20 protein-coding genes and 1 pseudogene are annotated in these 21,020 nt (G+C 57.0%); 6 read left to right on the forward strand and 15 right to left on the reverse strand.

The window, feature by feature from the left end:
- Window positions 1-89 precede the first annotated feature (89 nt).
- The 6 genes and pseudogenes from MUN86_RS21025 to MUN86_RS21040 all read right to left on the reverse strand — a co-directional run bounded on the left by MUN86_RS21025 (window position 90) and on the right by MUN86_RS21040 (window position 3,792).
- Complete coding sequence (locus tag MUN86_RS21025) at window positions 90-635, reverse strand: GMC family oxidoreductase (protein WP_245119944.1); 546 nt, start codon at window positions 633-635, stop codon at window positions 90-92.
- A gap of 17 nt (window positions 636-652) precedes the next feature.
- Complete coding sequence (locus MUN86_RS21030) at window positions 653-2,149, reverse strand: GMC family oxidoreductase N-terminal domain-containing protein (protein WP_245119945.1); 1,497 nt, start codon at window positions 2,147-2,149, stop codon at window positions 653-655.
- A gap of 200 nt (window positions 2,150-2,349) precedes the next feature.
- On the reverse strand, window positions 2,350-2,604 hold the full coding sequence (locus tag MUN86_RS31310; RefSeq protein ID WP_280640550.1) for an aldehyde dehydrogenase family protein: 255 nt from the start codon (window positions 2,602-2,604) through the stop codon (window positions 2,350-2,352).
- Window positions 2,547-3,287, reverse strand: a complete 741-nt coding sequence (locus MUN86_RS31315) for an aldehyde dehydrogenase family protein (protein WP_280640551.1) — start codon at window positions 3,285-3,287, stop codon at window positions 2,547-2,549. The genes MUN86_RS31310 and MUN86_RS31315 overlap by 58 nt, the downstream gene beginning before the upstream one ends.
- Window positions 3,266-3,682: pseudogene (locus MUN86_RS31320) on the reverse strand (aldehyde dehydrogenase family protein); the annotation flags it as partial. The gene MUN86_RS31315 and the pseudogene MUN86_RS31320, both read right to left, overlap by 22 nt.
- Complete coding sequence (locus tag MUN86_RS21040) at window positions 3,643-3,792, reverse strand: hypothetical protein (protein WP_245119946.1); 150 nt, start codon at window positions 3,790-3,792, stop codon at window positions 3,643-3,645. The gene MUN86_RS21040 and the pseudogene MUN86_RS31320, both read right to left, overlap by 40 nt.
- A gap of 260 nt (window positions 3,793-4,052) precedes the next feature.
- Here MUN86_RS21040 and bla point away from each other — a divergent pair, with 260 nt between their 5' ends.
- Window positions 4,053-4,856, forward strand: a complete 804-nt coding sequence (gene bla / locus MUN86_RS21045; protein ID WP_245119947.1) for a subclass B1 metallo-beta-lactamase — start codon at window positions 4,053-4,055, stop codon at window positions 4,854-4,856.
- Window positions 4,857-5,072: 216 nt separating this feature from the next.
- Here the strand turns inward: bla and MUN86_RS21050 are convergent, their stop codons facing one another.
- From MUN86_RS21050 to MUN86_RS21065, 4 genes are all read right to left on the reverse strand, one after another.
- Window positions 5,073-5,465, reverse strand: a complete 393-nt coding sequence (locus MUN86_RS21050; RefSeq protein ID WP_245119948.1) for a T9SS type A sorting domain-containing protein — start codon at window positions 5,463-5,465, stop codon at window positions 5,073-5,075.
- The gene (locus MUN86_RS21055) at window positions 5,363-6,412 is read right to left on the reverse strand and encodes a hypothetical protein (protein WP_245119949.1); all 1,050 of its coding nucleotides are present in this window, start codon (window positions 6,410-6,412) and stop codon (window positions 5,363-5,365) included. The genes MUN86_RS21050 and MUN86_RS21055 overlap by 103 nt, the downstream gene beginning before the upstream one ends.
- Window positions 6,397-6,564, reverse strand: a complete 168-nt coding sequence (locus MUN86_RS21060) for a hypothetical protein (protein WP_245119950.1) — start codon at window positions 6,562-6,564, stop codon at window positions 6,397-6,399. The genes MUN86_RS21055 and MUN86_RS21060 overlap by 16 nt, the downstream gene beginning before the upstream one ends.
- Before the next feature lie 623 nt (window positions 6,565-7,187).
- The gene (locus tag MUN86_RS21065; RefSeq protein WP_245119951.1) at window positions 7,188-7,847 is read right to left on the reverse strand and encodes a T-complex 10 C-terminal domain-containing protein; all 660 of its coding nucleotides are present in this window, start codon (window positions 7,845-7,847) and stop codon (window positions 7,188-7,190) included.
- A gap of 414 nt (window positions 7,848-8,261) precedes the next feature.
- Here MUN86_RS21065 and MUN86_RS21070 point away from each other — a divergent pair, with 414 nt between their 5' ends.
- The 4 genes from MUN86_RS21070 to MUN86_RS21085 all read left to right on the forward strand — a co-directional run bounded on the left by MUN86_RS21070 (window position 8,262) and on the right by MUN86_RS21085 (window position 12,730).
- Window positions 8,262-9,365, forward strand: coding sequence for an L-dopachrome tautomerase-related protein (locus MUN86_RS21070; RefSeq protein ID WP_245119952.1), 1,104 nt, complete (start codon window positions 8,262-8,264; stop codon window positions 9,363-9,365).
- A 354-nt stretch (window positions 9,366-9,719) separates the two neighbouring features.
- Window positions 9,720-10,892 carry an MFS transporter gene (locus MUN86_RS21075; protein WP_245119953.1) on the forward strand — a complete coding sequence of 391 codons (1,173 nt, stop codon included), beginning with the start codon at window positions 9,720-9,722 and terminating at the stop codon, window positions 10,890-10,892.
- A 251-nt stretch (window positions 10,893-11,143) separates the two neighbouring features.
- Window positions 11,144-11,812 (forward strand): head GIN domain-containing protein, encoded by a 669-nt coding sequence (locus MUN86_RS21080; RefSeq protein WP_245119954.1) that lies wholly within the window; start codon window positions 11,144-11,146, stop codon window positions 11,810-11,812.
- A gap of 312 nt (window positions 11,813-12,124) precedes the next feature.
- The gene (locus MUN86_RS21085; protein WP_245119955.1) at window positions 12,125-12,730 is read left to right on the forward strand and encodes a pseudouridine synthase; all 606 of its coding nucleotides are present in this window, start codon (window positions 12,125-12,127) and stop codon (window positions 12,728-12,730) included.
- A 34-nt stretch (window positions 12,731-12,764) separates the two neighbouring features.
- On the opposite strand, the gene MUN86_RS21090 is transcribed toward MUN86_RS21085, so the two are convergent.
- Window positions 12,765-14,747, reverse strand: a complete 1,983-nt coding sequence (locus MUN86_RS21090; RefSeq protein WP_245119956.1) for an amidohydrolase family protein — start codon at window positions 14,745-14,747, stop codon at window positions 12,765-12,767.
- A 173-nt stretch (window positions 14,748-14,920) separates the two neighbouring features.
- The gene (locus tag MUN86_RS21095) at window positions 14,921-16,396 is read right to left on the reverse strand and encodes a pectate lyase family protein (RefSeq protein ID WP_245119957.1); all 1,476 of its coding nucleotides are present in this window, start codon (window positions 16,394-16,396) and stop codon (window positions 14,921-14,923) included.
- Between the two features lie 495 nt (window positions 16,397-16,891).
- Between MUN86_RS21095 and MUN86_RS21100 the strand changes: the two genes are divergently transcribed.
- Window positions 16,892-17,704, forward strand: a complete 813-nt coding sequence (locus MUN86_RS21100) for a hypothetical protein (protein ID WP_245119958.1) — start codon at window positions 16,892-16,894, stop codon at window positions 17,702-17,704.
- A 232-nt stretch (window positions 17,705-17,936) separates the two neighbouring features.
- Here MUN86_RS21100 and eutC read toward each other — a convergent pair whose 3' ends face one another.
- The 3 genes from eutC to MUN86_RS21115 form a co-directional block, all read right to left on the reverse strand.
- Window positions 17,937-18,710 carry an ethanolamine ammonia-lyase subunit EutC gene (gene eutC, locus MUN86_RS21105; RefSeq protein ID WP_245119959.1) on the reverse strand — a complete coding sequence of 258 codons (774 nt, stop codon included), beginning with the start codon at window positions 18,708-18,710 and terminating at the stop codon, window positions 17,937-17,939.
- Window positions 18,711-18,838: 128 nt separating this feature from the next.
- Window positions 18,839-20,425, reverse strand: coding sequence for an alpha,alpha-trehalase TreF (gene treF / locus MUN86_RS21110; RefSeq protein WP_245119960.1), 1,587 nt, complete (start codon window positions 20,423-20,425; stop codon window positions 18,839-18,841).
- A 181-nt stretch (window positions 20,426-20,606) separates the two neighbouring features.
- Window positions 20,607-21,014 carry a hypothetical protein gene (locus MUN86_RS21115; protein WP_245119961.1) on the reverse strand — a complete coding sequence of 136 codons (408 nt, stop codon included), beginning with the start codon at window positions 21,012-21,014 and terminating at the stop codon, window positions 20,607-20,609.
- Window positions 21,015-21,020: the final 6 nt, after the last annotated feature.

Consider the following 21,020-nt stretch of genomic DNA (forward strand, 5'->3'; position numbering starts at 1 on the left):
GCAGAAAAAGTATGAGTGTGTGTGGACCCCATACGCGAAAACCGCACCACTCGTCTATTCCGAATGCCCTATATCTTCTACCTCGACACTCAGGACGCCGTAGCCGCCACAGACGCTGCCGCAGAAGAGGTGGTACTTGCCCCCGTTACCCCACTGGTTTTCAAGTGCTGAGCCGTGAAGTGCGCCAGCGCCATAGTGGTAAGCATAGGGTTTACGCCACTGCAAGCCGGAAATGCCGATGCGTCGGCGACGAACAGGTTGCGGACTTCGTAGGTTTCGCCGGTTGGGCTAACGGGGTGAGTAAACGAGTCGCCGCCCATGCGGCAGCTGCTCATCTGGTGGGCGCTGTAGAGGCCGTATTGGTTGGGGCGCCAACTCAAATGCGGCAGTTGCTCCAACACCTTGGGGTTCTGGATCTGGCCGTGTTGCGCGTGCAGAGTAGGCAACGTACCGTGCGGTAAAAAGATGGTGTGCGCCCCTGCCGCCGCATGAATTTCGGCGGCCCCCCGCACGCCTGCTAGCATGTGGGCGCGGTCGTATTCGCTGAGCACATAGTCAACCACTACATGGCCGTATTTGTCGATGTTGACGCGGCCGCCGTCCCGGTCCCGGGTCAAGACGATGAATGAGCCCATATGGGCCGCCTGCTGCATCAGTTTCTTATGCTGAGCCCCGATAACCAAGGCAGCACCATGCTCATCAGGCCGGCATGAGCTGGCGGGGTTTCCAATTTAGCGCCGTAGTTGGTGCCACTGAGTTTAGTGAAACTGTCGTTCACCACCGACATGCTGGGTCCAAACCAGGGGTTCATGGCCTGCTCGTACAGTGCCGAAACTACCACCGTGGGATGCAGGTTGAGGTGGCGGCCCAGGTGCGGGTGCTTCAGGCCGCTGCGCAACAGTAAAGCCGGCGTTTGAATGGCGCCGCCCGCTACTACCACTCGCCGGGCCCGCACCGTTACGCGTATTTCCTGCCCGTCGGCTGTCGTGTGCACCGCCACCGCACCCGTTGCCCGGTTGTTGGCTATGGTCACGCGCTCCACGCGGGTATCGGCTAGCAGCCGGGCGCCGTGCTCGAAAGCCTGCAACAAATAAGTATTCAGCGTGCCTTGTTTAATGCCGTAGGCATCGCCCATGGTGCTGTAGCCTAAACCCCGGAAGTGCGCTTCCGAATCGGTGAGGCCTTTTTCGTTCCGCGGAATCAGCTTTACGTGCTGCCCCAACTTCGTCGAGCCGTCCCAGAGGGCTTGGTTCTGGCCGTTGTGGCGCGGATAATCGGTGTTCACGCTCAGTGCTGTGCTCACGGCATCCACGCTTTTCTGAAAATCAGGCGACGTGAAATGCGGCACCATATGCTCGCGCGCCCACTCTTGTAGGATGTAGTCGGGCGTGCGGAAAGCGCCGGCCCAGTTAACGGTGGTGCCCCCGCCCAAGCAGGACCCAGCTAGCAAGCTGATGCCGCCATCTTGGGTGCTGAGCGCGCCTTTGCCATCGTAGAGCTTGCCTAGCATGTCTACCTCGCGCTGCGTGAAGTCGCAGCCGTGGCAGTAGGGACCTTTTTCCAGCACCAGCACATCGTGGCCAGCGGCGGCCAGCTCGCCAGCCACTACGCCCCCACCCGCGCCGCTACCAATCACCAGCACCTCACAGTCGTAGACCACATCTTCGGTGGGCTTTAAAGTTCGGATGGGTTTGACTGTATCCACTACATCATCGGCGGGCAGTGGGCCTGCGTACCCGATATTTTCCCATACTGGGTTGCTCGCTTCGGTTGAGGAGCTGCCGTAGTACAAGAACACGAACAGCTTGCGCAACGCGTGAAAGCCTTTGCGGAGTTGTGGCAGATTGCTCTGCGACCAACTTTGCAGCATTTTCTCGCGCTGGGCGGGTTGCAAGTGGCTGAACGGACGTAGCGGCCCAAACCACGTCAACCCCAACGTTACTGTATCGAGCAAGTCCAACAGCTTCAGGAATTCGGCTTGTGCTCCAGCGGGTTGCTCGTCCAGCACTTCCCCTATCTTATCGAGGTCCACCCCTTCAGAACCCCGACGCTGCCAGTAAGCGGCGTGTTCAGCAGGTCCATCTATGGACGGAATAAAAGTGTCGGCAAGGGCACGTAGCGTAACACGCTGGGCTTCGGTGAAGATCATACTACTTGAAAGGGCGAGGCGGGGAAATTGCCAACTCTTGGGAAGCCGGCCGGGTCTGGAAAATATAAGATGTTTTCACCAGAAATGCTCGGCTTGCATACAAATAGTAGCGCGTTAGGCTGATCAAACCAACTTCATTGCCTTGGCTACGCGAGCTTGGTAGTCAGAACGTTAAACACCGAACTCTAGCCCCTCATTCTCTACAGCCAGCGCAGCAGCCACCCTACCATGCGCTGCACCTTGGGCGTGTAAGGAGGATAGAAGCTTTTGATGCCCGTAAAGCCGGTGCGCTGCTTGAGCACTGATTTTTCGTTGGAGAAAGCCAGAAAGCCCGCGTACCCGTGGGCACGACCGATGCCGCTGTTGCCGGCGCCACCGAAGGGCAACTCCGGGTGGGCTAGTTGCAAGATGGTTTCGTTGACGGCCGCGCCACCCGCCGGAATGTTGCGCAGCAAGTAGCGCTGGTTTTCCTTGTTCTGGGTGAACACGTACAGCGCCAACGGCCGGGCCGCGAATTCACCTCGTCGGTGGCTTGCATAAGGGTGCTGAAAGTACGGATGGGCAGCAGCGGGCCGAATATCTCCTCTTGCATCACGCGACTGTCGGCGGTAGGGTTCAGCAGTACCGTGGGCTCAATAAAGCGCTGCTGGGCATCAACGTGGCCGCCCATCGCCACTGTGGCTCCGTGTTGTTGCGCGTCTTCCAGCATGCCGGCCACCCGCTCGAAGTGGTGCTGGTTCACGATGCGCGCAAACGAATCGGAGGTGGCTACGCCTTGGCCATTTGCATTGTAGAAACGCTGCACCACGGCTCGCATTTCGGCTAGCAGTGGCTCCTGTACGGCTTCGTGTACCAGCAGATAGTCGGGGGCTACGCAAGTTTGGCCGGCGTTGATGCCCTTGCCCCACATGATTTTCTCGGCAGCATCGCGCAAGTCGGCGGTTTCATCCACAATGACTGGGCTTTTGCCGCCCAGCTCCAGCGTGACGCTAGTGAGGTGTTCAGCGGCGGCCCGCATCACGATTTTGCCTACCTGCGGACTACCGGTGAAGAAGATGTGGTCGAAGGGCAGCTTCAGCAGTTCGGTGGCCACTTCCTTGTCGCCTTCTACCACTGCTACTTCCGCCGGATCAAACACTTCGCGGCCATGCGGCTAAGCAGGGCGGCCACGCTGGGCGTCATTTCAGAAGGCTTGATGATGGCGCAATTGCCCGCCGCCAGGGCCGAGATAAGCGGGTCGATGGCGAGGTAGAACGGGTAGTTCCAGGGTGCCATGATGAGGCAGACGCCCTTGGGCTCGGCCTGCGTCCAGCCGCGCGCGCCCATCAGGGCCAGCGGCGTATCCACCGGCTTCACCGAAGTCCACTGCTTGAGGTGCTTGAGCGTGTGCTTCAGCTCGGTTTGCGACGGCCAAACTTCGGTAACGTCGGTTTCGGTGGCGGGCTTGCGGAAGTCGGCGTACAACGCTTCCTGAATAGCCTTGCGGTTTTGCTCTATCCACTCCCCAGTTTGCGCAGGCGAACTGCCCGCGGGCCGGCACTTTCGCGGCGCAGCGCCTCCGAGCGGGCTTGCTGCCGCTTGAAAAGCTGCTGCAACGCTGACGTTTCGGACGAAGAAGAAACGGAAGCAACGAGAGGTTCCATACTAAGGAGCTAAGAGCGGAAAGTGGGTCGTGGTACTACGTAAGGTTGGCAGCTTTTATTGAATTGCCAACTATTGCCTGCCAGTCAAAGTTCTACACACTTCAGTGGCTTCCCCTGCCGCCATGTATTCATTGCACTAGTCTGCTAAAAGCTCTCGAACAACTTATACTCCTGACTCTGAAGCTACTCGACGAGGCAGCGCACTATTTGAGTAGGCGAGACGTTTAGGCAGCTTGTCTTTCCTTTTTTGAACGCCCGTTTTGTCTTTACGCTTCCTGTACTCTTTGCGCCGGCTAGGTCTGGCGAGCTTCTTTTTAGTTTGTTCGGTTTTGCTGTCGGCCGGCGCACCCCCTCACCCAAAGCTGGAATCCCTTCACCTACGGGTGCAGCGCATTGCCCCGGATGTATATGTGCATACCTCTTACCGCCGCTACCCCGGCAATCCGGTGCCGGTACCATCCAACGGCCTTATCGTCAAGACCAAAACCGGGGCTTTGGTAGTAGACACGGCTTGGGACCCCGACCAAACCATGGAACTGTTGCGCTGGGTGGCCGATACCTTGCACCAACGGGTGCGCCTGGTGGTTATCACCCACGCGCACGAAGACAGATTGGGCGGCTTGCCCGTACTGCAAGCCAACAATATTAAAGTGTATTGCACGCCACCTACCGCCGAGCACGCCGCTACACTGCCGTTCGGCGTACCCACGCCGGCCATCAAGCCTTACACCGTAATTCGGGCGGGCCGTACCCGGCTGGAGTTGTTCTACCCCGGCCCCGGCCACTCCCCAGACAACATGGTAGCCTGGCTCCCCAACCAGCAAGTACTTTTCGGTGGCTGCCTCATAAAAGGTGCCGACGCTACTGCACTAGGCAACATCGATGATGCCAACCTGAAGCAGTGGCCGGTAGCTGTGCGTGCAGTAGCATCGCGCTATCCGAAAGCGAGCTTAGTTGTGCCGGGCCATGGCGAGTGGGGGGATGCCAGCATGTTCAAACATACCCTGGAGCTGTTGCACTCCCCAAGCAGCAAACCGCAGACTGCGCTAAGCGGCCAGCCGTAAACACCAGGCTTGAAACCCTGAATGCAACTTGTTCCACTTTGAATAAACGGCGCTCGGCGAAAACCGGCGCCGTTTTTCTTATATCTATAGGTTGGTCGGCACTCTAGGCTGATTCGAATTCTTTATATCCGAAAAAGAACGACATACTCTGGTAACTACTTGCCAAAGCACGTCGTTCTTTTCAAGTAAGTCCTACCTCTGTGGGTGGCCCGAAAGCTAGTCCTTGCTGAATTTCACTGAGAGGCGCTGTTGAGCATCGGTGTACAAAATCAGATAGCTGCCGCGCGCCAAATCAGCGGTGCGGATGTGGGTTTCGCGCGTACCAGAAGCGGCGGGCAGGGTTAGTACTTTGCGCCCATCGAAGCTGTAAACTGTTAGGCTAGCGCCACGGCTAGCTACCGGGTGCGCCAACGTTAGTTCGTGCTGGGAGGGGTTAGGATATGCTTGAAGTAGCTCAGTGGTTGAGTTGGAAGCGGCAACAGCTAGTACCGGAGCCGTAAGGCCGTTCAGGTAGTTTTCCAGCATGGTGTAGCCATTGGCGCCGCGGGTGTTGCGGTCGGTAGCATCTTCGGGGTTAAGGCCCATGCTGGTTTCCCAGGCATCAGGCATGCCGTCGTGGTCGGCATCGGCGGGGCAGGCAGGGAATTGAGTTCAGGCCAGGCTACTTGGGAGATGCTGTAGGGCGTGCCGTGCGGAAAGCCACCTTGCACATCAATGAGGCCACCGGTGCGGTTGAGCACATCGTTTACAATGCGCTGGTCAAGGGCGTCGCGGACGGGCAGGATGCAGCCGGCGTTTTGCAACACGGCCAAGTAAGCGTCTTGGGCACTTTGCACGGGCAACTCCACCGTGGCAAAGGGCGCTGTTACTTTAGCTAAAGCGGTGTCCGCGCGGGTACCTCCGTTCATTACGGCACCCAGCCAGTTGCTGGCCGTGGCCGCCGGGTAGCCATCGACGTAGTTGCCGGTCAGATAATACTTGCCGTAGGGCAGCGGCTTGCTGCCAGAGGTTAGCTTATACGGGTTGATGACTTCGCTACGAATTGCAACCCCGCCTGAGGAACCGGTAGTAGTGGAGGGGCCATATTTGTAGTAGTTGTTGACCACGTTGTAGTTGCCACCTTCGCCGCCATTCACGTTGTAGGAAGCCCAGTTGTAGAGCACGTTGTTGCGGAAGTCCACGTTTTCTTGCCCGGCAGTATTGGGCGAGAGGTTGCGACTGCCGTCGAAACGGGGCATCCGGCCGCGCATGTGGGCCAGCAAGTTGTGGTGCATGGTGGCGTTTCGGCCGCCCCAAATGCCGCCGTAGCCGTGGCGCTCGAAGTCGGTGTCGCCGGTTTCGAAGTGGTAGGAATAGTCGAGCGGCTCGCTGATCAGGTTCCACTGCAAGGTGGTGCTGTCGCCGCGGTACACGGTACACGCTTCGTCGGCCGACCAGCTCATGGTGCAGTGGTCGATCATGATTTTGCGGTACCCAATGCCCCCGAAAGCATCATCGTCGCCGCTGCCGTTCACCATGCCTTGGTTCTGGTTTTTGTCGCCTAACCGGAAGCGCACGAAGCGGATAATAATGTTGTCGGCATTGAGGCTGACCGGATAATCGGCAATGCAAATACCGTCGCCGGGGCGGTTTGCCCGGCAATGGTGGTGTTGGCGCGGTTGAGGCGCAAATCGCCCAGCAAATGAATGGTGCCCGACACTCGAAACACGACCGTGCGGTAGGTAGCAGGTTGCGTGACGGCGTAGCGCAGGCTACCGGGTTGGCCATCGTCGCTGAGGTTGGTTACCTCAAAAACGGTAGTAGCTGCTGCCGCCGTACCGCGGCCCCCGGAAGTGAATTTGCCGGCTCCTTCTGCCCCCGGAAATGAGGGTAGCTGCGCCTGCGCTGCTGGGCAAGAGTTACGAGCTTGAGGGCCAGTGCAAGAAATAAGCCGCGCCGCGCTAAGGTTTTCTGTTGTGGTAAGGTAAAGTTTGGGATCATGCTTAGGGAATTTGGTGGAGAAATCTGAACGATTTGTTGGGCTGTAGCTGCCAGCCCGAAGCTGTACGCAGTCAGCAACTAGCAGCCGCTTCTACAGGCCTAGATAAGCAGCTTTAGTAGCTAACCATACTAATGATTTTCAAAGGCAAACGTGTCGGGAATTTTGGTATTTAGTTGCGCAATCGTTGCCGGCAACGTTGCCAGTTAGCCGCATCCAACTTCTTATACGGAGGGCTATACTACTGCTAGTTACTTGAGCTAGCAACCCAACCGCCGCAACCTAAGCTTTCCTCAACACAAAGCCCCTACATCAAGCGGACGCAGGGGCTTTGTGTTGAGGAAAGAGCATTGTTAGTTTTTCACTTTCAGTTCTCCGTCGTCGGCGTCGCGCTTCACTTTCGTGCCGTTTGGGTACTCCACTTTCGTATCGCCATCCTTATCTATTTTCACGGTCTTGCCGTTGGCGTATTTGATTTTGGTTTCACCGTTGGCCTTCTTCTCGTACTTCTCGATGGCCGGGCCACGGCGGCGGGCAGGCGCTTCCGCAGTTGAGGCAGTAGCGGGTGCGGGCGTAGCGGCTGTGTAGGGCGTGCCGTCGTAATAGGTGGCGCGGTTGGCGGTGTAGGTGTCGTACTGATCGGGGATGATGGTGCGCACCTGCTGATCGGTTTCGTCGTTGATGGCGCGCAGTGCGGCGTAGCGGCCGGTGGTATCGGTGGTGTAGCGGGTGGTGGCCTCGTTGAGGCGGCGGCCCCGGGTGTAGTACGTTTTCTCGATGCGCGTCACCACAACGGTATCGGTCAGCTTAAGGTCTTCCGCCACGCGGGCAGCTAGTGCGTCAGCATCGGTGCGGTAGGCGGCCGTATCGGTATTGGCACCGTCGCGGCTTGCAACTACGGCCGTGTCAGCCGACGGCGTGGTCGCGACATCGACAGCGGCGGGTTTGTCTTGAGTGCAAGCGGTGGCCGCAAGAGTGGCAGCGGCCGAGAACAAGAGCAGGGTCTTCTGCATAAATGTAAAAATCAAATGAAGTTGGACATAGCCAAGCAGCTATACTGCCGGCTGTTACGGTGCAGCTTCAAGTGAGGTTGTAGAATCATGCGACTGACCGCGTAACTCGCTGATTATAAGATGGACCCTATATCTCTTGTGGGCTTCGGTGAACGATGCACATGGGGTGTAGAGACGAGACACTTCCTGTCGTTCAAGCCGTTTTTACAACTTTCTTCCACGAGGAGACATAAACGGTTGCGTCTCTGCACTCTGCTCATCTTGGTGAAAGAAGGGTAAGCTGACCTTCCGTATTTGCCGCAAACTCACTGAGTATGAATACTTAAAATCAAACAGAAGCGAGGTTATCACCTAGCCTCTTCGTGCTAGCCTTGCGTAGGGAAGCCTTCAAGTTCTTTGTTCTTTCCTCTTACTATGAAACGCTTTTTACTTCCGTTGCTCGTCGTTCTGACCAGCTTGCCTTTGCTGACCAGCTGCAAAGACGACAACGACGAACAACCCGACACCCCTACTCTACCAGGCACTACGCTGGCCCAAACGGCAACTTCGCAGGTTCAGTGGACCGGTGTGGCCGTGATGCGCGACGGCCGCATCTTCGCCAATTTCCCGCGGATGGAGACTGATACAATACCTTACTCAGTGGCCGAAATTCGCAACACGCAGGCTATTGCTTTTCCTGATACCACCTGGAACAACTGGAAGCCGTCGTTGCCGGCCCAAAACCGCTTTGTGTGCGTGCAAAGCGTGTACACCGATGCCAACAACTTCCTGTGGGTGCTCGACGCGGGCTCGCCCCAGATGCGGGGGGTGGTGCGCGGCGGGGCTAAGCTGCTGAAGTTCGACTCCAACACCCGCCAGCTAGTGCAGCGCATCGACTTCGACGAAACAGTGGCCTACCCTGCGGGCTATCTCAACGACGTGCGCGTGGATACAGAGCGTAACTTCGCTTACATCACCGATTCCAACCAGGGCGCCATCATTGTGGTGAACCTGACTACCGGCCGGAGCCGCCGTTTACTGGGCAACAACCCCACCACCAAATCCGAAAATCTGATTTTGACGGTCGAAGGCCGGGTCTGGCGCAACCGCAGTGGGAAGCTCCCCTCCCTCGACTCCGATGGCCTAGCACTTTCGCCAGACCGGGAATACATCTACTACCACGCCCTCACGGCCCGTACGCTTTACCGCATCGGCACGCAGTACCTGCGCGACGAATCGTTGCCGGCTGGCCAGCTAAGCCAACGCGTGGAGCCGGTGGGTGACACTGGCCCCACCGACGGCATGATTTTCGACCCAGCCGGCAATCTGTATTTCACTTCCATCGAGCTAAACGCCGTAACGCGACTTACGACGGAGGGCAAGCTTCAAATTGTGGTTCAGGACCAACAACTGAAGTGGCCTGATAGCTTCTCCTTTGGTCCCGATGGAGGACTGTACGTTACAACCTCGCAGCTGCACATTCCCCGTTCGCAACGGACCGAGCCTTATCAGATCTTTAAGGTCACCCTTCCGCAGTAACCACCTTTCGTGGGCACTAAATAATATTCCGGACAGCCACATAGACAATCGTCCTGCTGAGCGGAGTGTACAAAGCCGTACCATCTCGCCTGCTAGCACTTCTGTTGCCAAGCTATACCCGTCCTGTTGAGCGCAGCCGAAGCATCTCGCGCGAATCGTTGAACCGACAAAAGGGTTTACCACACTAGCGAGATGCTTCGGCTACGCTCAGTAGGACGGCCAGGGTAGTGTTTGGCAGCACTATCATACTAGGTGCCTCAGGTGTGCTGAGCGGAACTGAGGCGTTCCTAATCTTTTACGCTAGCGAAAGGCAGCAACCGGCTAGTAGCTTTACAGTCTAGTCGGCAGTTTATTATGATAACAACAGAAATTTCGGAAAACCCTACGGCCCAGCGGGCGCGCATCGCTATTGCGCTGTTTTTCTTTTTATCGGGATTTGGGTTTTCGACGTGGGCTTCGCGCATTCCAACCATCCAAAGTCAATTGAGCCTCGATGAGGCGCAGCTAGGGGGCGTATTGTTTGCCTTGCCAACGGGCTTGATGCTCACGTTGCCCGTGACCAGCATCCTTCTGCAGCGCTTCAACAGTCGACAGGTTATGCTGGTGGGAGCAGTGCTCTACAATGTGGCGTTGGCCTTGTTGGGGTTTGCGCAGGAAACGTGGCAGTTGGTGGCGCTGCTGTTTTGCTTCGGCTGTTCGCGCAACCTGCTCAACATTTCGGTGAACGCGCAGTCAGTGGGAGTGCAAGCGCTCTACGACCGGTCTATCATTGCCAGTTTTCATGGCGTGTGGAGCGTAGCGGGCTTTGCCGCCGCCGCGGTAGGCTCGGGCTTAGTAGCAGCCGGGGTGTTGCCGAAGTACCACTTTCTGGTAGTGGCGGTGGTGCTGACGGCCGTGGCCATCTACTTTTTTCCGAATACCCTGGATATTCGCCCCGACCCAGAGAAGCGCAAAACAGGCTTCTCGTTACCCGATAAGACCCTCCTAAAATTCGGAATTATTGCCTTTGCCTCCATGGCCTGCGAGGGCACGATGTACGACTGGAGCGGCATCTACTTCGAGAAAGCCGTGCACATGAGCAAGGAAACGGCCACCATCGGGTTTGCTGTGTACATGGTGGCCATGACCACCGGCCGCTTCAGCGGCGACTGGCTGGCCAACCGCTACGGCGTGAAGCCGATGCTGCACTACAGCGGCCTACTCATGACCTGCGGCTTAGGCCTGGCCGCGCTGGTTCCGGTGCCGCTGGTAGCGGGCCTTGGGTTTGTGCTGGTGGGACTTGGCGTTTCGTGCGTGATTCCGATGGTGTTCAGCATGGCCGGCCGCACGTCGGCGCTAAGCTCGGGTTCGGCCATTGCCGCCGTTTCGATGGTGGGCTATTTTGGGTTTTTGGTGGTGCCCCCGGTTGTGGGCTTTGTGGCTAAGGCAGCTAACCTGCGGTGGTCGTTTGGGCTGGTGGCACTGTTAGGAGCCGTAGTGGTGGCGTTGGTGCAGCGCGTACGAGAACCCGAGCCACAGGTGTCGTAGCTAGAAGCGGGGTGCTTGCGGTAGTGTAGCCTCGGTAGAGCAGCATCCGTCATCAGAAAGATGGCGCGGCGTTCTACCGAGGCTACATTGCTTTTGTAGAGGGTCGCCTTCCAGTGTGGTCATTGGATTCCCGAAAAAGTGCTTTGCATTCAATTCATAAATCAATATATATGCAATAGCAGGCAACGGCTTGCAGGCGTTGCGCATCTAAGAAAGTGGTAACCTTTCTTTCACTTTGTAAGCTGAATCCGATGAAATCCTTTACGTTTTTTAATGCGTTGGCCGTGTCGGCGCTGATTGGGTTATCTGCCTGTTCTACTTCTGAGGCGCAGCAAGTGCGGCAAGTCAGCACTTTCGAAACTGTGAGGGCCAGCGGCGCAATGGACATCTACCTGCGCCAAGGGTCAACGACCGAAGTGAAAATAGATGCGGCTCCTGAACTAGTGGACCACATCAAAACAGAAGTATCGGGCAACACCCTCCGAATCTACCGAGACAAAAAATTCTCTCTCAGCGAATTGATGCGTAGCAAGTCGGTTAAAGTATACGTGACGACGCCCAAACTTGAAGGCATTGAAGTAAGTGGCGCCTGCGACGTGAAAGGCGAAACGCCCATCAAAGCCGACAACTTCCACATCAATGCTAGCGGCGCCTCCGATGTTACGCTCACCCTCAACGCCAATTCCGTCAGCACCGACGCCAGCGGCGCCTCCGACATCCGGCTCGAGGGCCGCGTGGAAACCCAGCGCGTGCAACTCAGCGGCAGCAGCGACTACCGCGCCTCCGACCTACGCAGCGACAAAGCCGACATTGATGCCTCCGGGGCCAGCGACGCCTATGTGTTCGTCGACGAGGAGCTATCCTCCCGCAGTTCCGGCGCCTCCGACGTGCGCAACAAAGGCCGAGCCCGTACGCGGTAGTATCTAAGTTTCACTTATGGTGGTGTATGAAGGAAGCAGATGGACTAGCTCTTTCTGCTTCTTTCTTCTTTAAACTTTATTGTCTCCGAGTTGCCCCATTAAGGTGCGCACGCATCAGAAAAGCGTGAAATAAGTTGTGCTCCTAATCCAAAGCGCAACTTCAAGTTTATGACCATGCTTGTGTCATAGTTGAGTGATCAACAGGAGGCTTAGGGCTGGCTAACGGGTGGGCGACACAAGCCTTCGTAACTTTGGGCTCTTCGGCGGCAGCACAAATACATCTGTTGCTTGGTCGGATTGTTGGCCCTGCTCATGCTTCATCGTCACTTCCTCGTTCACAAACCCTACGGCTACCTCAGCCAGTTTATGAGCAACAACCCAAGCGAGGCCCGCAAAAAGCGCTTCCTAGGTGAGCTGCACGACTTTCCAGAGGGCACCATGCCTATTGGGCGACTCGACGAGCATAGCGAGGGGCTGCTCCTGCTCACCACTGATGGCCGCGTGAGTGAGCAAATTCGCCGCAAAGACGTGGAGAAGGAATACTTCGCCCAAGTCGATGGCCTCGTCACCGATGAAGCCGTGGCGCAGCTTCAGCAAGGCGTAGAAATAGGCCTCGCCGATGGTAAATACCAAACCTTGCCTTGCGCTGCCTATCGCCTTTCTGCTCCTCCTGATCTGCCACCTCGCACCCGCCACATTCGCTCCGACCGACACGGCCCTACCAGTTGGGTGAGCATCACCGTCACGGAAGGCAAGTACCGGCAGGTGCGCAAGATGACGGCCGCCGCGGGCTTCCCTACGCTTCGCCTAGTCCGGGTGCGCATCGGCAACATCTGGCTCGGCGACCTCGCGCCAGGCGAGGTGCGAGAAGTGGCAGAATTTGAGGTGAAAGCAGAGGCAGTGGAACTAAGAAACTGACGAACGGATGCCTGATTTAAAAGCCGGCCACCACTTACTGCTGATAATCCGCTAGCTGGCGCATACGCGCGGGCTCGTATAGGCGGCCGTCTTTCAGCACCAGCTTCACCTTGCGGACGTCGCGTATCTGCTGCAAGGGGTTGCCATCGATGATAATTAGGTCGGCTTGCTTGCCGGCTTCGACGGAACCGGTGCGCTGGTCTTGCTTCATTACGCGGGCAGGCGTGATGGTGGCAGTTTGCAGAGCTTGCATGGGCGTAAGACCGGCCTCCACATACAGTTCCAACTCTCGCGCCAAGCTCGTGCCAGGGAAAACCATGTCGGTGCCCGCCACAATGGGTATACCGTTGTCGTACAATATTTTAACGAGAGCAACCAGGCTTTTTTGGAAGGGCCGGGCTTTGTCGGCATCAGCGGGCGGCATGCCCATGTTCAGGAACAGGGGTTGCAGAGCTTGGGGCAACCCGGCAAAGGCCGGCTCTAGTGCCTTGATGTCGTCTTTGGTGGAGCGCAGAAACATTTCGTACACGCCCTCCGTGGGGTCGATAACCGTTTGATGCTGCTTGAGGAACTGGAGCACCCGGGTGCTGGCCGTATCTTGAAAGTTGATGGACCGGTCGGGGTTGCGCGGCATGGCCTTTGCCACATATTGAATGTGGTTCACTTGGTCCATGCCGGCCTGCACCCCCTGATAAATAGTCATGCCCTCGGGAATATGGCCAGTGACGCTTAGCCCCACACGGTGCGCTTCGGTGCAAATGGCCCGTACGATTTCCGGTTTCAGCGAGCTATAAAGCTTGATTTGGGCGAAGCCATTGGCTTTGTAGCGCTGCACCACCTGCGCGGCTTCGGCAGGCGTATTGGCCCGCACGATGCCTAGTGCGCCGGGTCCGTCGCCATCAATAATACCAGCCTTGAGGATGTGCGGCCCCACGCCCTGGCCCGCATCAATGGCCTGCTGAATGGCGTTGATGTAGCTGAACTCATTGCCACAGTCGCGCACCGTCGTGACGCCGGCGGCCAAATAAGCAGGTCCCCATTCGGGCTGCTGAAAGTGTGCGTGCATGTCCCACAATCCCGGCAGTATGGTTTGCCCGTCCGCACGAATTACTTCCACTTTCTTGGGAATCTTTACGGTGCCGGCCGCCCCAACCTGCTTGATCTTCCCGTTTTCAACGAGCACCACCGCATTCGGAATCGTGCGGCCCTGCACCACATCTACCACCGTACCACCCGTAATGGCCAGCACCGACTTTGGTTTGGTGGTTGCGGCATCCGTGGCTGAGGTAAATAGTCGCATGCCGTAGGTGGCTGCCTTGCCGATGAGCGTAGGAAGCAGGCTTTCATAGGGTTGCCACATCATTTCCAGCTTGTCGCCTTCGGCGTCGTTGGTGATGACGCACATCAGTCGGCCTTGCTGATCGGTCCAGAGCAATTCGTTGCCCCATACCAAGCCCTTCAATACGTAGCGCTCCAGCACCAGCGGCTTGTTTTGGAAGGTGAGCTTGTCTTGTCCATCGTGGGTGATGCGGACGGTGCCGGTGGGCAAAATAGGAAGGCTAGTGGGCCGACCATGCTGCTGCCAGTACTGCAAGAGCACCATCTGCACGGTACCCGGCGAATAGCCCGCTACCGGAAAACTCAACGGTGCCAACGGCCGCGTCTCCACTTTGTCATTCACTTGAATACGAGCCGTCTGCCCTTGAATCCGGATGGTATCGTTAATAGTAGAAAAGCGCGAGGTACTGCCTTTGATAGCCAAACTCACGGGCGACAGGTCCGGCGTCACGACCAGCTTAGCTTGCAACGGCACCGTCGCGCCCCGGTCCACAAACCGGAAATCCACGTCGTAAGTCAGGGTTTGCGCGGTGCGGGTAAGCCGGTACGTTTCTTTGCCAATCGGCTGCTCGAATTTGTGGAGCACAAACGTGCCACTGTCGGCCAGGCTGCCAGGTTGCGTTTGGGCGGCGACTGGCAGGTGCAAAGCCATAGCTAGCAATAGCAAATACTGTCTCATAGAGTTACCTATTTAGGCGGCAATATACTTGGCTAGCGGCAGGTATCTTGTTGTCAACCATGCCGTTCCTACTGCCGCAACTCTCCACCGCCACCGACAAAAAAAGAGAAGGCCACAGCAGACGTCTGCTGTGGCCTTCTCTTATTCAGGTGATACTTGGTTTTACCGCCAACTTACTTGACAGTGGCAACTGGCGTGACGAGGCTATTCAAATAGACTTCCAGCATAGTGTAGCCGCTTGCGTCCAGTTTGGCGCGGTCGGCGGGGTCTTTGGGGTTGAGGCGCTGGCGTGTTTCCCAGGCATCGGGCATGCCGTCGTGGTCGGTATCGGCGGGAGCTGGTTTAGAAGCTAGAACCGGCCACGCTTTCTGAGAAACCGTGTAGGGAGTGCCATGTGGGTAGCCGCCCTGCACATCGATGATGCGGCCGGTACGGTTGACCACATTGCGAATAATGCGCTGGTCGAGGGTATCGCGCTTGGGCAAACTGGCCCCAACATGCTGTAGTACAGACTTGTAGGCATCGGCGGCCGTTTGGGTGGCGGTAGGTCCTAAATCGAAAGGGGCAGTAGCTTTGGCTTGCACCGTGTCGGCGGCGGCACCGCCATTCATGGTTACACCGAGCCAGTTGTGTCGAGTCACGTCGGCGCTGGCGTCTACATAGTTGCCTGTCACATAGAACTTACCGTAGGGCAGCGGGTTAGCGCCTTTCTCGATCTTGTAGGGGTTCAGCACCCGCGCCTTCACGTTTTCTTTGGTGGAGGGGCCGTATTTGTAGTAGTTGTTGACGATGTTGTAGTTGCCGCCTTCGCCAGCGTACACGTTGTTTTCGCCCCAATTGTAAAGCACATTGTTGCGGAAATCCACGTTTTCGAAGCCCGCGGAGTGCGTGTAGCGGCTGCCGTTGAAGCGGGGCGTGCGGTTTTTGCAGCTCGCAAACAAGTTATGGTGCATGGTGGCGTGCTGCCCGCCCCAGATGCCCCCAAACCCGTGCTGCTCGAAATCTTTGTCGCCGGTTTCGAAGTGGTAGGAGTAGTTGAGCGGCTCGCTGATTAGGTTCCACTGCAAAGTAGTACTGTCGCCTTCGTACACCGAAAAACACTCGTCCGTCGACCAGCTCATGGTGCAATGGTCCACGATAAGGCGGCTGTTGCGCATGCCGCCAAAGGCATCGTCGCCGCCGGCTCCATCTACTTGCCCCTTGTTCTGGTTTTTGTCGCCCATGCGGAAGCGCACAAACCGGATAACGACATTGTTGGCTTTCAACCCCACCGGATAATCCGCCAAGCAAATACCGTCGCCCGGTGCCGTTTGTCCCGCAATGGTAGTATTGGACTTGCTGATAATGAGCGGCGAAGCTAGGTGAATGGTGCCCGACACCCGAAACACGATGGTGCGCGCCGCGGCCGGTTTGGTTAGCGCGTAGCGCAGGCTACCAGGCTGGTCGTCGTCTTTGAGGTTGGTGACTTCGAAAACGGTAGTTGGCACGGCAACCGAGCCCCGACCGCCGGAAGTGTAACGGCCCGCTCCTTCCGCTCCTGGAAATGCCACTGGCGGTGTAGCCACCGGCCCAGCCCCCATCATGGCCAGCAACCCCAACCCAACAACTGTAGCAGATAGACAATAAGCCCGATACGAGTGGCGAAACATAGAAGCAAAAAACATACAAGCAGACTGACAGCGCAAATGAAAGGTAGAAGCCAAACCGGGCAACAAGCCGCAGATGGACCCACAACCGTAGCTTGATATTACTGAAATAGCAGGCGGCGTGGGAAGTAGCAAGCGTATTTCTTTGCGCAATCGATGTCGGCAACGTTGCCAGCAAGCCCAACGCTTAAAGGATTTTCCTCTAAGGGAGTTAATAGCACAGAGACAGTGTTGGGTGGTGTGTACGGGCGCAGCAGTGGTCTACTTAGTTGAAGCAGAGTACAGCCTGGACGTAAGCACGACGGTAGCGCCAAATGTTTTTTACACTACCGCTGTGCTTGTGCTTAGGTGTTTGCTTGAACTCCTTACGCTCTTTGGTAAGCGCATCAATACCACCATTCTGCTTACCTTGGAAGTTAGCTTACCGCGTTTACAGGCTATTAGACAGTTGTTTTGGCTTATTCGATGAAGTATTTTTTCTTTTTCCTTCTATTGTGCTTGCCGCAGGCATTGGTAGCGAGTCCGCCTTTGGAGCCTTTGCAAATTGCCCGCGAATTTGTGGACAAGGATGGCTGGCCCGAAATGAAGGAGCATCTGTGCTGCGAAGCCGAGCAGCAAGCCAAAACGCAAACACTCGGCCAGCAGATTCCGGCCCGCTTGCAACGCAGTTGCCAACTGCTACAGCAGGGCGCCAGCACCGCGGTAGTGGCTGTGGAATTGCGCGACTCTTTGAGCCGCAACGACTTCTATCTGCACTTTGCTAAAGAAGATGATGCGTGGAAGCTGCAAGCCATTCGGAGCTTGTCGATGACGCAGCTTGGGCCACCCATGCTGAAGCTGCTAACTACTATGCCTCCCGCCGAAGTCGCCCAGTATAACCAGAAGCATCCCGATGCCGACCACGACTTCACCGTGGGCAACCTTAAGCTCTGGATTGGCGCCGATGCCGACATCATCGACCATTTCACGCACCACCAAACTGATTTTCAGAAAGTCCTCCGCCTAGTCCAGACGCGCAAATATCTTTCCGCCGACACAACTGCCGCCAACGAAGCAGCAGCCAACACCGACCCGGAAGTGCGCACTTTGCTCCGCAAGCTCTATATCAGCCGCGTCACGCAGCAGGATACTGATTGCAGTTCCTGCATCGAGTTCATCATTGGGGGCCGCATCGACAACACCGTCGGGCTACTTTACCAACCCAAAGCCGCCGACGTACCCAAGATGAACCCCGACCGGCTGATTGTCGTCAGGCCCATTGCAAAAGGCTGGTACCTCTACAAAACCACCAGCGTCAACAACTCTCGATAGTTAGTAGCTAAAAAGTTACTGTTGGTTATGCTGTTTCTAGGACGGCCCTGCTGAACCTAGCATCCGCTTGCCTAAGCCTTTAAAGTGCTGGCACTAAAAAAACGCACTGTCATGCTGAGCGCAGTCGAAGCATCTCGCGTGCTGATGTCTGGTTACTAATCTGGTGTCAGCACGCGAGATGCTTCGGCTCCGCTCAGCATGACGGGCAATATGGCAACGAGTAGTTGTAGAGCTAGGTGAGTTGTAGGGTATCGTCTTTCAGCTGAACTCCGGACAGTTTTCGGCGGAGCGATTCACTTATCAGAAAGAAGAGTCGATCTGCTGCCAGATCGTAGTTGAGCCCTTCAGGGCGAATGTTGGAAACGCAGTTGCGCGCTTCGTCGGTGAGGCCGGGCCGGGGGCCGTAGGTGAAATAGGCACCTAGGCTGTCGGGCGAGCTGAGGCCGGGCCGTTCGCCAATCAGAATCAAGGCGAGTTGCGCCCGCAGTAGTTCGCCTATTTCATCCCCGATTGCCACCCGGGCCTGCGTTGCGAGTACGAGCGGCGCCACTCGCAAACCTGCTTGCTGCAGCTTAGGCAAAAGCCGTTGCAACAACGGTACGGCGTGCATATTCACTGCCTCGGCCGATAGGCCGTCGGCTAAGATAAAGGCGACATCAAAGTCTTGAGGACCATGTTCTTTCAACAGCGCATGAGCTTCTTCGTGCAGTTGCCGCCCTAAGTCTGGGCGTTGCAGATACTCTTGCCGGTCGTGGGCTTTGCTGCGAACTTGTAGCACGGGCAATTGCAAAGGCGCCAAATCTGCGAGCAGTTTGTCGGGGACCAGGGCCGAGTATACAGCATCGCGGGCGTGCGCGTGGGCTAACCGAAAAGCCAGCGCCTCACGGAGGGGCACACTGGTACCAGTCCGGCCAAGTGCTATGCGAGCAGCCGTATACGCTTTTAGCGTTGCCCACGGATCAGGAGCCGGGTTTTCGGGGTGATAAGGCGCGGGTAGTTCGTCCATAACTCTATAATGCTCTCCTTCTTACCTACTTGATGATTGAAGAACAAGCTTTGAATTAAGGTGGCCGCAAACAAGTAACGACCTGTGTCGCTAGCGCAAGATCAGCTATGCAGTCTCAGCGCTCTGTCCTACTGGTTGTTAGGCTGCGGACGGGCAGAGCGGTTGAGTAGGTTAAGCAACACCCCGTTGGTCCAGCCGAAGCCGTCTTGCAGCGGATACTCGCCGCCCCCGGCAGGGAGATGCGTGTCGGTGACGTTGTACTTCTCTAGTAGCTTACCGGTTTGCTGGAACACGCGCGTGTTTAGGCGCACCCAACGGACAGTGATAGTATCGGCGAGGGGTTTCTGGTTGTAGCGAGTAAGACCTTGCACGGCCATGTATTGCAACGGTGCCCAGGCATTGGGCGCGTCCCACTGCTGGCCGCTGGTGTTGAGGGTGGTAAGCAGCCCACCATCTTTCAAGAAATCAGCTTTGAGGCCAGCGGCTACTTGGCTTGCTTGGCGCGCGGTAGCTACGCCAAAAGCCAGCGGATACACTCCCGCCATCGTGCGAATAGCGGCGGGACGCTTCTGCGTGAAATCGTAGTCGGTGAACCACCCAACAGCCTTATTCCAATTGTAGCGCTGAATGGCACTGCGGCGCTTTTTCGCTTTCTGCTGCCACGTACGAGCCGCAGTGCTCTGGCCTTGCACCGTGTAGGAGCGAGCCACGGTTTCTTCCAGCGCCAGCATCAAGCAGTTCAAATCGACGGGCACCAGTTCGGTGGTGCGGATAGACCCTAACGTGCCGTCGGCTCCAAACCAGCGGGTACTGAAGTCCCAGCCGGAAGCTGCCGCGGCCCGAACATCGCGGTAAAACTGTGAAGGTAGACGCGTGCTTTTGCGGGCCGCATCCACATCAATGCCATACGATTCTTCCCGCGGCTCGGTGCTTTCGTCCCAGTACCGGTTCAGCAATTCGCCGCCGGGCATGCGCATCACGCGGCGCGTGGCAGTGCCAGGCTTCAGCGAATCGGCACCCGCCATCCAGTAAGCATACTCGCGCAGCAGTTGCGGCTGGTAGCGCACCAGCACCGAGTCGCCTTGCTCCTGGGCCAGCAGCTGCACCATCAACGAAAAAAATGGGGGCTGCGAGCGGGTAAGGTAGTAGGTGCGGTTGCCGTTGGGAATGAAGCCGTAGCGGTTGAGCAGGTAGGCGAAGTTATCGGTCATGTTGCGGATCAGGGTGGTCCGGTGGGCTTCGCGCAAGCCGAGCATCGTGAAATAGGAGTCCCAGTAGTACACCTCCCGGAACCGACCGCCCGGCACCAGATATGGCCGCGGCAGTAGCAGCAACGACGAATAGCGAGACACCGAATCGAGGGGACGGCGTTGGAGCACCCGCCACAGCGTATCGAGGTGCAGCCGTAGGCCAGTTGCTATATTGCTACGATAAGTGGTCGTGTCGGTGTTGGGCAGCTGGAAGCGGTCCTTTACGAAAGTCGTCAGGTTGAAGCCCGGCTGAGTGCGTTGCTGCTCGTAGTCGGCGACGATGCGGGCGGGCGTATCGCGGCGGGGTACCATATCCACGAACGTCTTATTATCGGGAAATATCCGACCTAGCTGCACGGCCTCAAACAAGCCAGGGTAAAGCTGCCGGGGAGTGGGCGGTAGTTGGGCTGCTGCCCGCAAACAGATGCAGCAACAGCAGAAGCAAACAAGCAATAGATTTCGCACGGCACAAGGGGGAATGGTATACCTTAAAGTACGAAAGTAGAGCCGTAATTGGCCATACACCTCCCGAACCCATACTCTGCGCCCTGCTTGGATCTACTTGAATTTCTTGCCATTGAATCAACTAACCAAGTGCCGCCTAGGCAAATACCCTGTACCTTTTACCCACTTATTGTCCACTGATTTAGTGCAGCCCCGGACGTTGCTGTTGCAGCCAAATGTAAGCCGACGCCACATCATCGAAAGTGCCAATAACAGGATGTTGGATATTCATCAGGACGGTTTCGGAGGCTTGCCGGGCAGCAAAGTTGCGCGAAAACACCCACGCAATATGCTGTAGGCCCGCCCGCAGCATTTCCTCTAACCACCAAACGCCCCACAACGACAGCTCCACGCTGGTGCGGGTGATATTGGAATTGTCGTTGAGGATTTTGTGGCAGGGCCACGCCCGTAGCGCTTCCAGCATCAGCATACAGGCCGCCCGCGAGCTTTCTTGGTTGTGTTCCCCTTGCCAATCAACATATAGCCAATTGTTGGTCGAATCGTAACTGATGGTAATTCCTTCGGCGGCAAGTACGGGTTGAAGCTGCATACACTG

It is taken from the genome of Hymenobacter volaticus (assembly GCF_022921055.1).
GTDB lineage: Bacteria > Bacteroidota > Bacteroidia > Cytophagales > Hymenobacteraceae > Hymenobacter > Hymenobacter volaticus.

Excerpts from the sequence above, each read along its gene's own strand:
- eutC (WP_245119959.1), bottom strand. The coding sequence starts at position 18,710 with ATGGACGAACTACCCGCGCCTTATCACCCCGAAAACCCGGCTCCTGAT.
- MUN86_RS21030 (WP_245119945.1), bottom strand. The coding sequence starts at position 2,149 with ATGATCTTCACCGAAGCCCAGCGTGTTACGCTACGTGCCCTTGCCGAC.
- MUN86_RS21040 (WP_245119946.1), bottom strand. The coding sequence starts at position 3,792 with ATGGAACCTCTCGTTGCTTCCGTTTCTTCTTCGTCCGAAACGTCAGCG.
- MUN86_RS21095 (WP_245119957.1), bottom strand. The coding sequence starts at position 16,396 with ATGTTTCGCCACTCGTATCGGGCTTATTGTCTATCTGCTACAGTTGTT.
- MUN86_RS21025 (WP_245119944.1), bottom strand. The coding sequence starts at position 635 with ATGGGCTCATTCATCGTCTTGACCCGGGACCGGGACGGCGGCCGCGTC.
- MUN86_RS21075 (WP_245119953.1), top strand. The coding sequence starts at position 9,720 with ATGATAACAACAGAAATTTCGGAAAACCCTACGGCCCAGCGGGCGCGC.
- MUN86_RS21070 (WP_245119952.1), top strand. The coding sequence starts at position 8,262 with ATGAAACGCTTTTTACTTCCGTTGCTCGTCGTTCTGACCAGCTTGCCT.
- MUN86_RS21065 (WP_245119951.1), bottom strand. The coding sequence starts at position 7,847 with ATGCAGAAGACCCTGCTCTTGTTCTCGGCCGCTGCCACTCTTGCGGCC.
- MUN86_RS21050 (WP_245119948.1), bottom strand. The coding sequence starts at position 5,465 with ATGCCTGATGCCTGGGAAACCAGCATGGGCCTTAACCCCGAAGATGCT.
- MUN86_RS21090 (WP_245119956.1), bottom strand. The coding sequence starts at position 14,747 with ATGAGACAGTATTTGCTATTGCTAGCTATGGCTTTGCACCTGCCAGTC.
- MUN86_RS21115 (WP_245119961.1), bottom strand. The coding sequence starts at position 21,014 with ATGCAGCTTCAACCCGTACTTGCCGCCGAAGGAATTACCATCAGTTAC.
- MUN86_RS21080 (WP_245119954.1), top strand. The coding sequence starts at position 11,144 with ATGAAATCCTTTACGTTTTTTAATGCGTTGGCCGTGTCGGCGCTGATT.
- MUN86_RS21085 (WP_245119955.1), top strand. The coding sequence starts at position 12,125 with ATGCTTCATCGTCACTTCCTCGTTCACAAACCCTACGGCTACCTCAGC.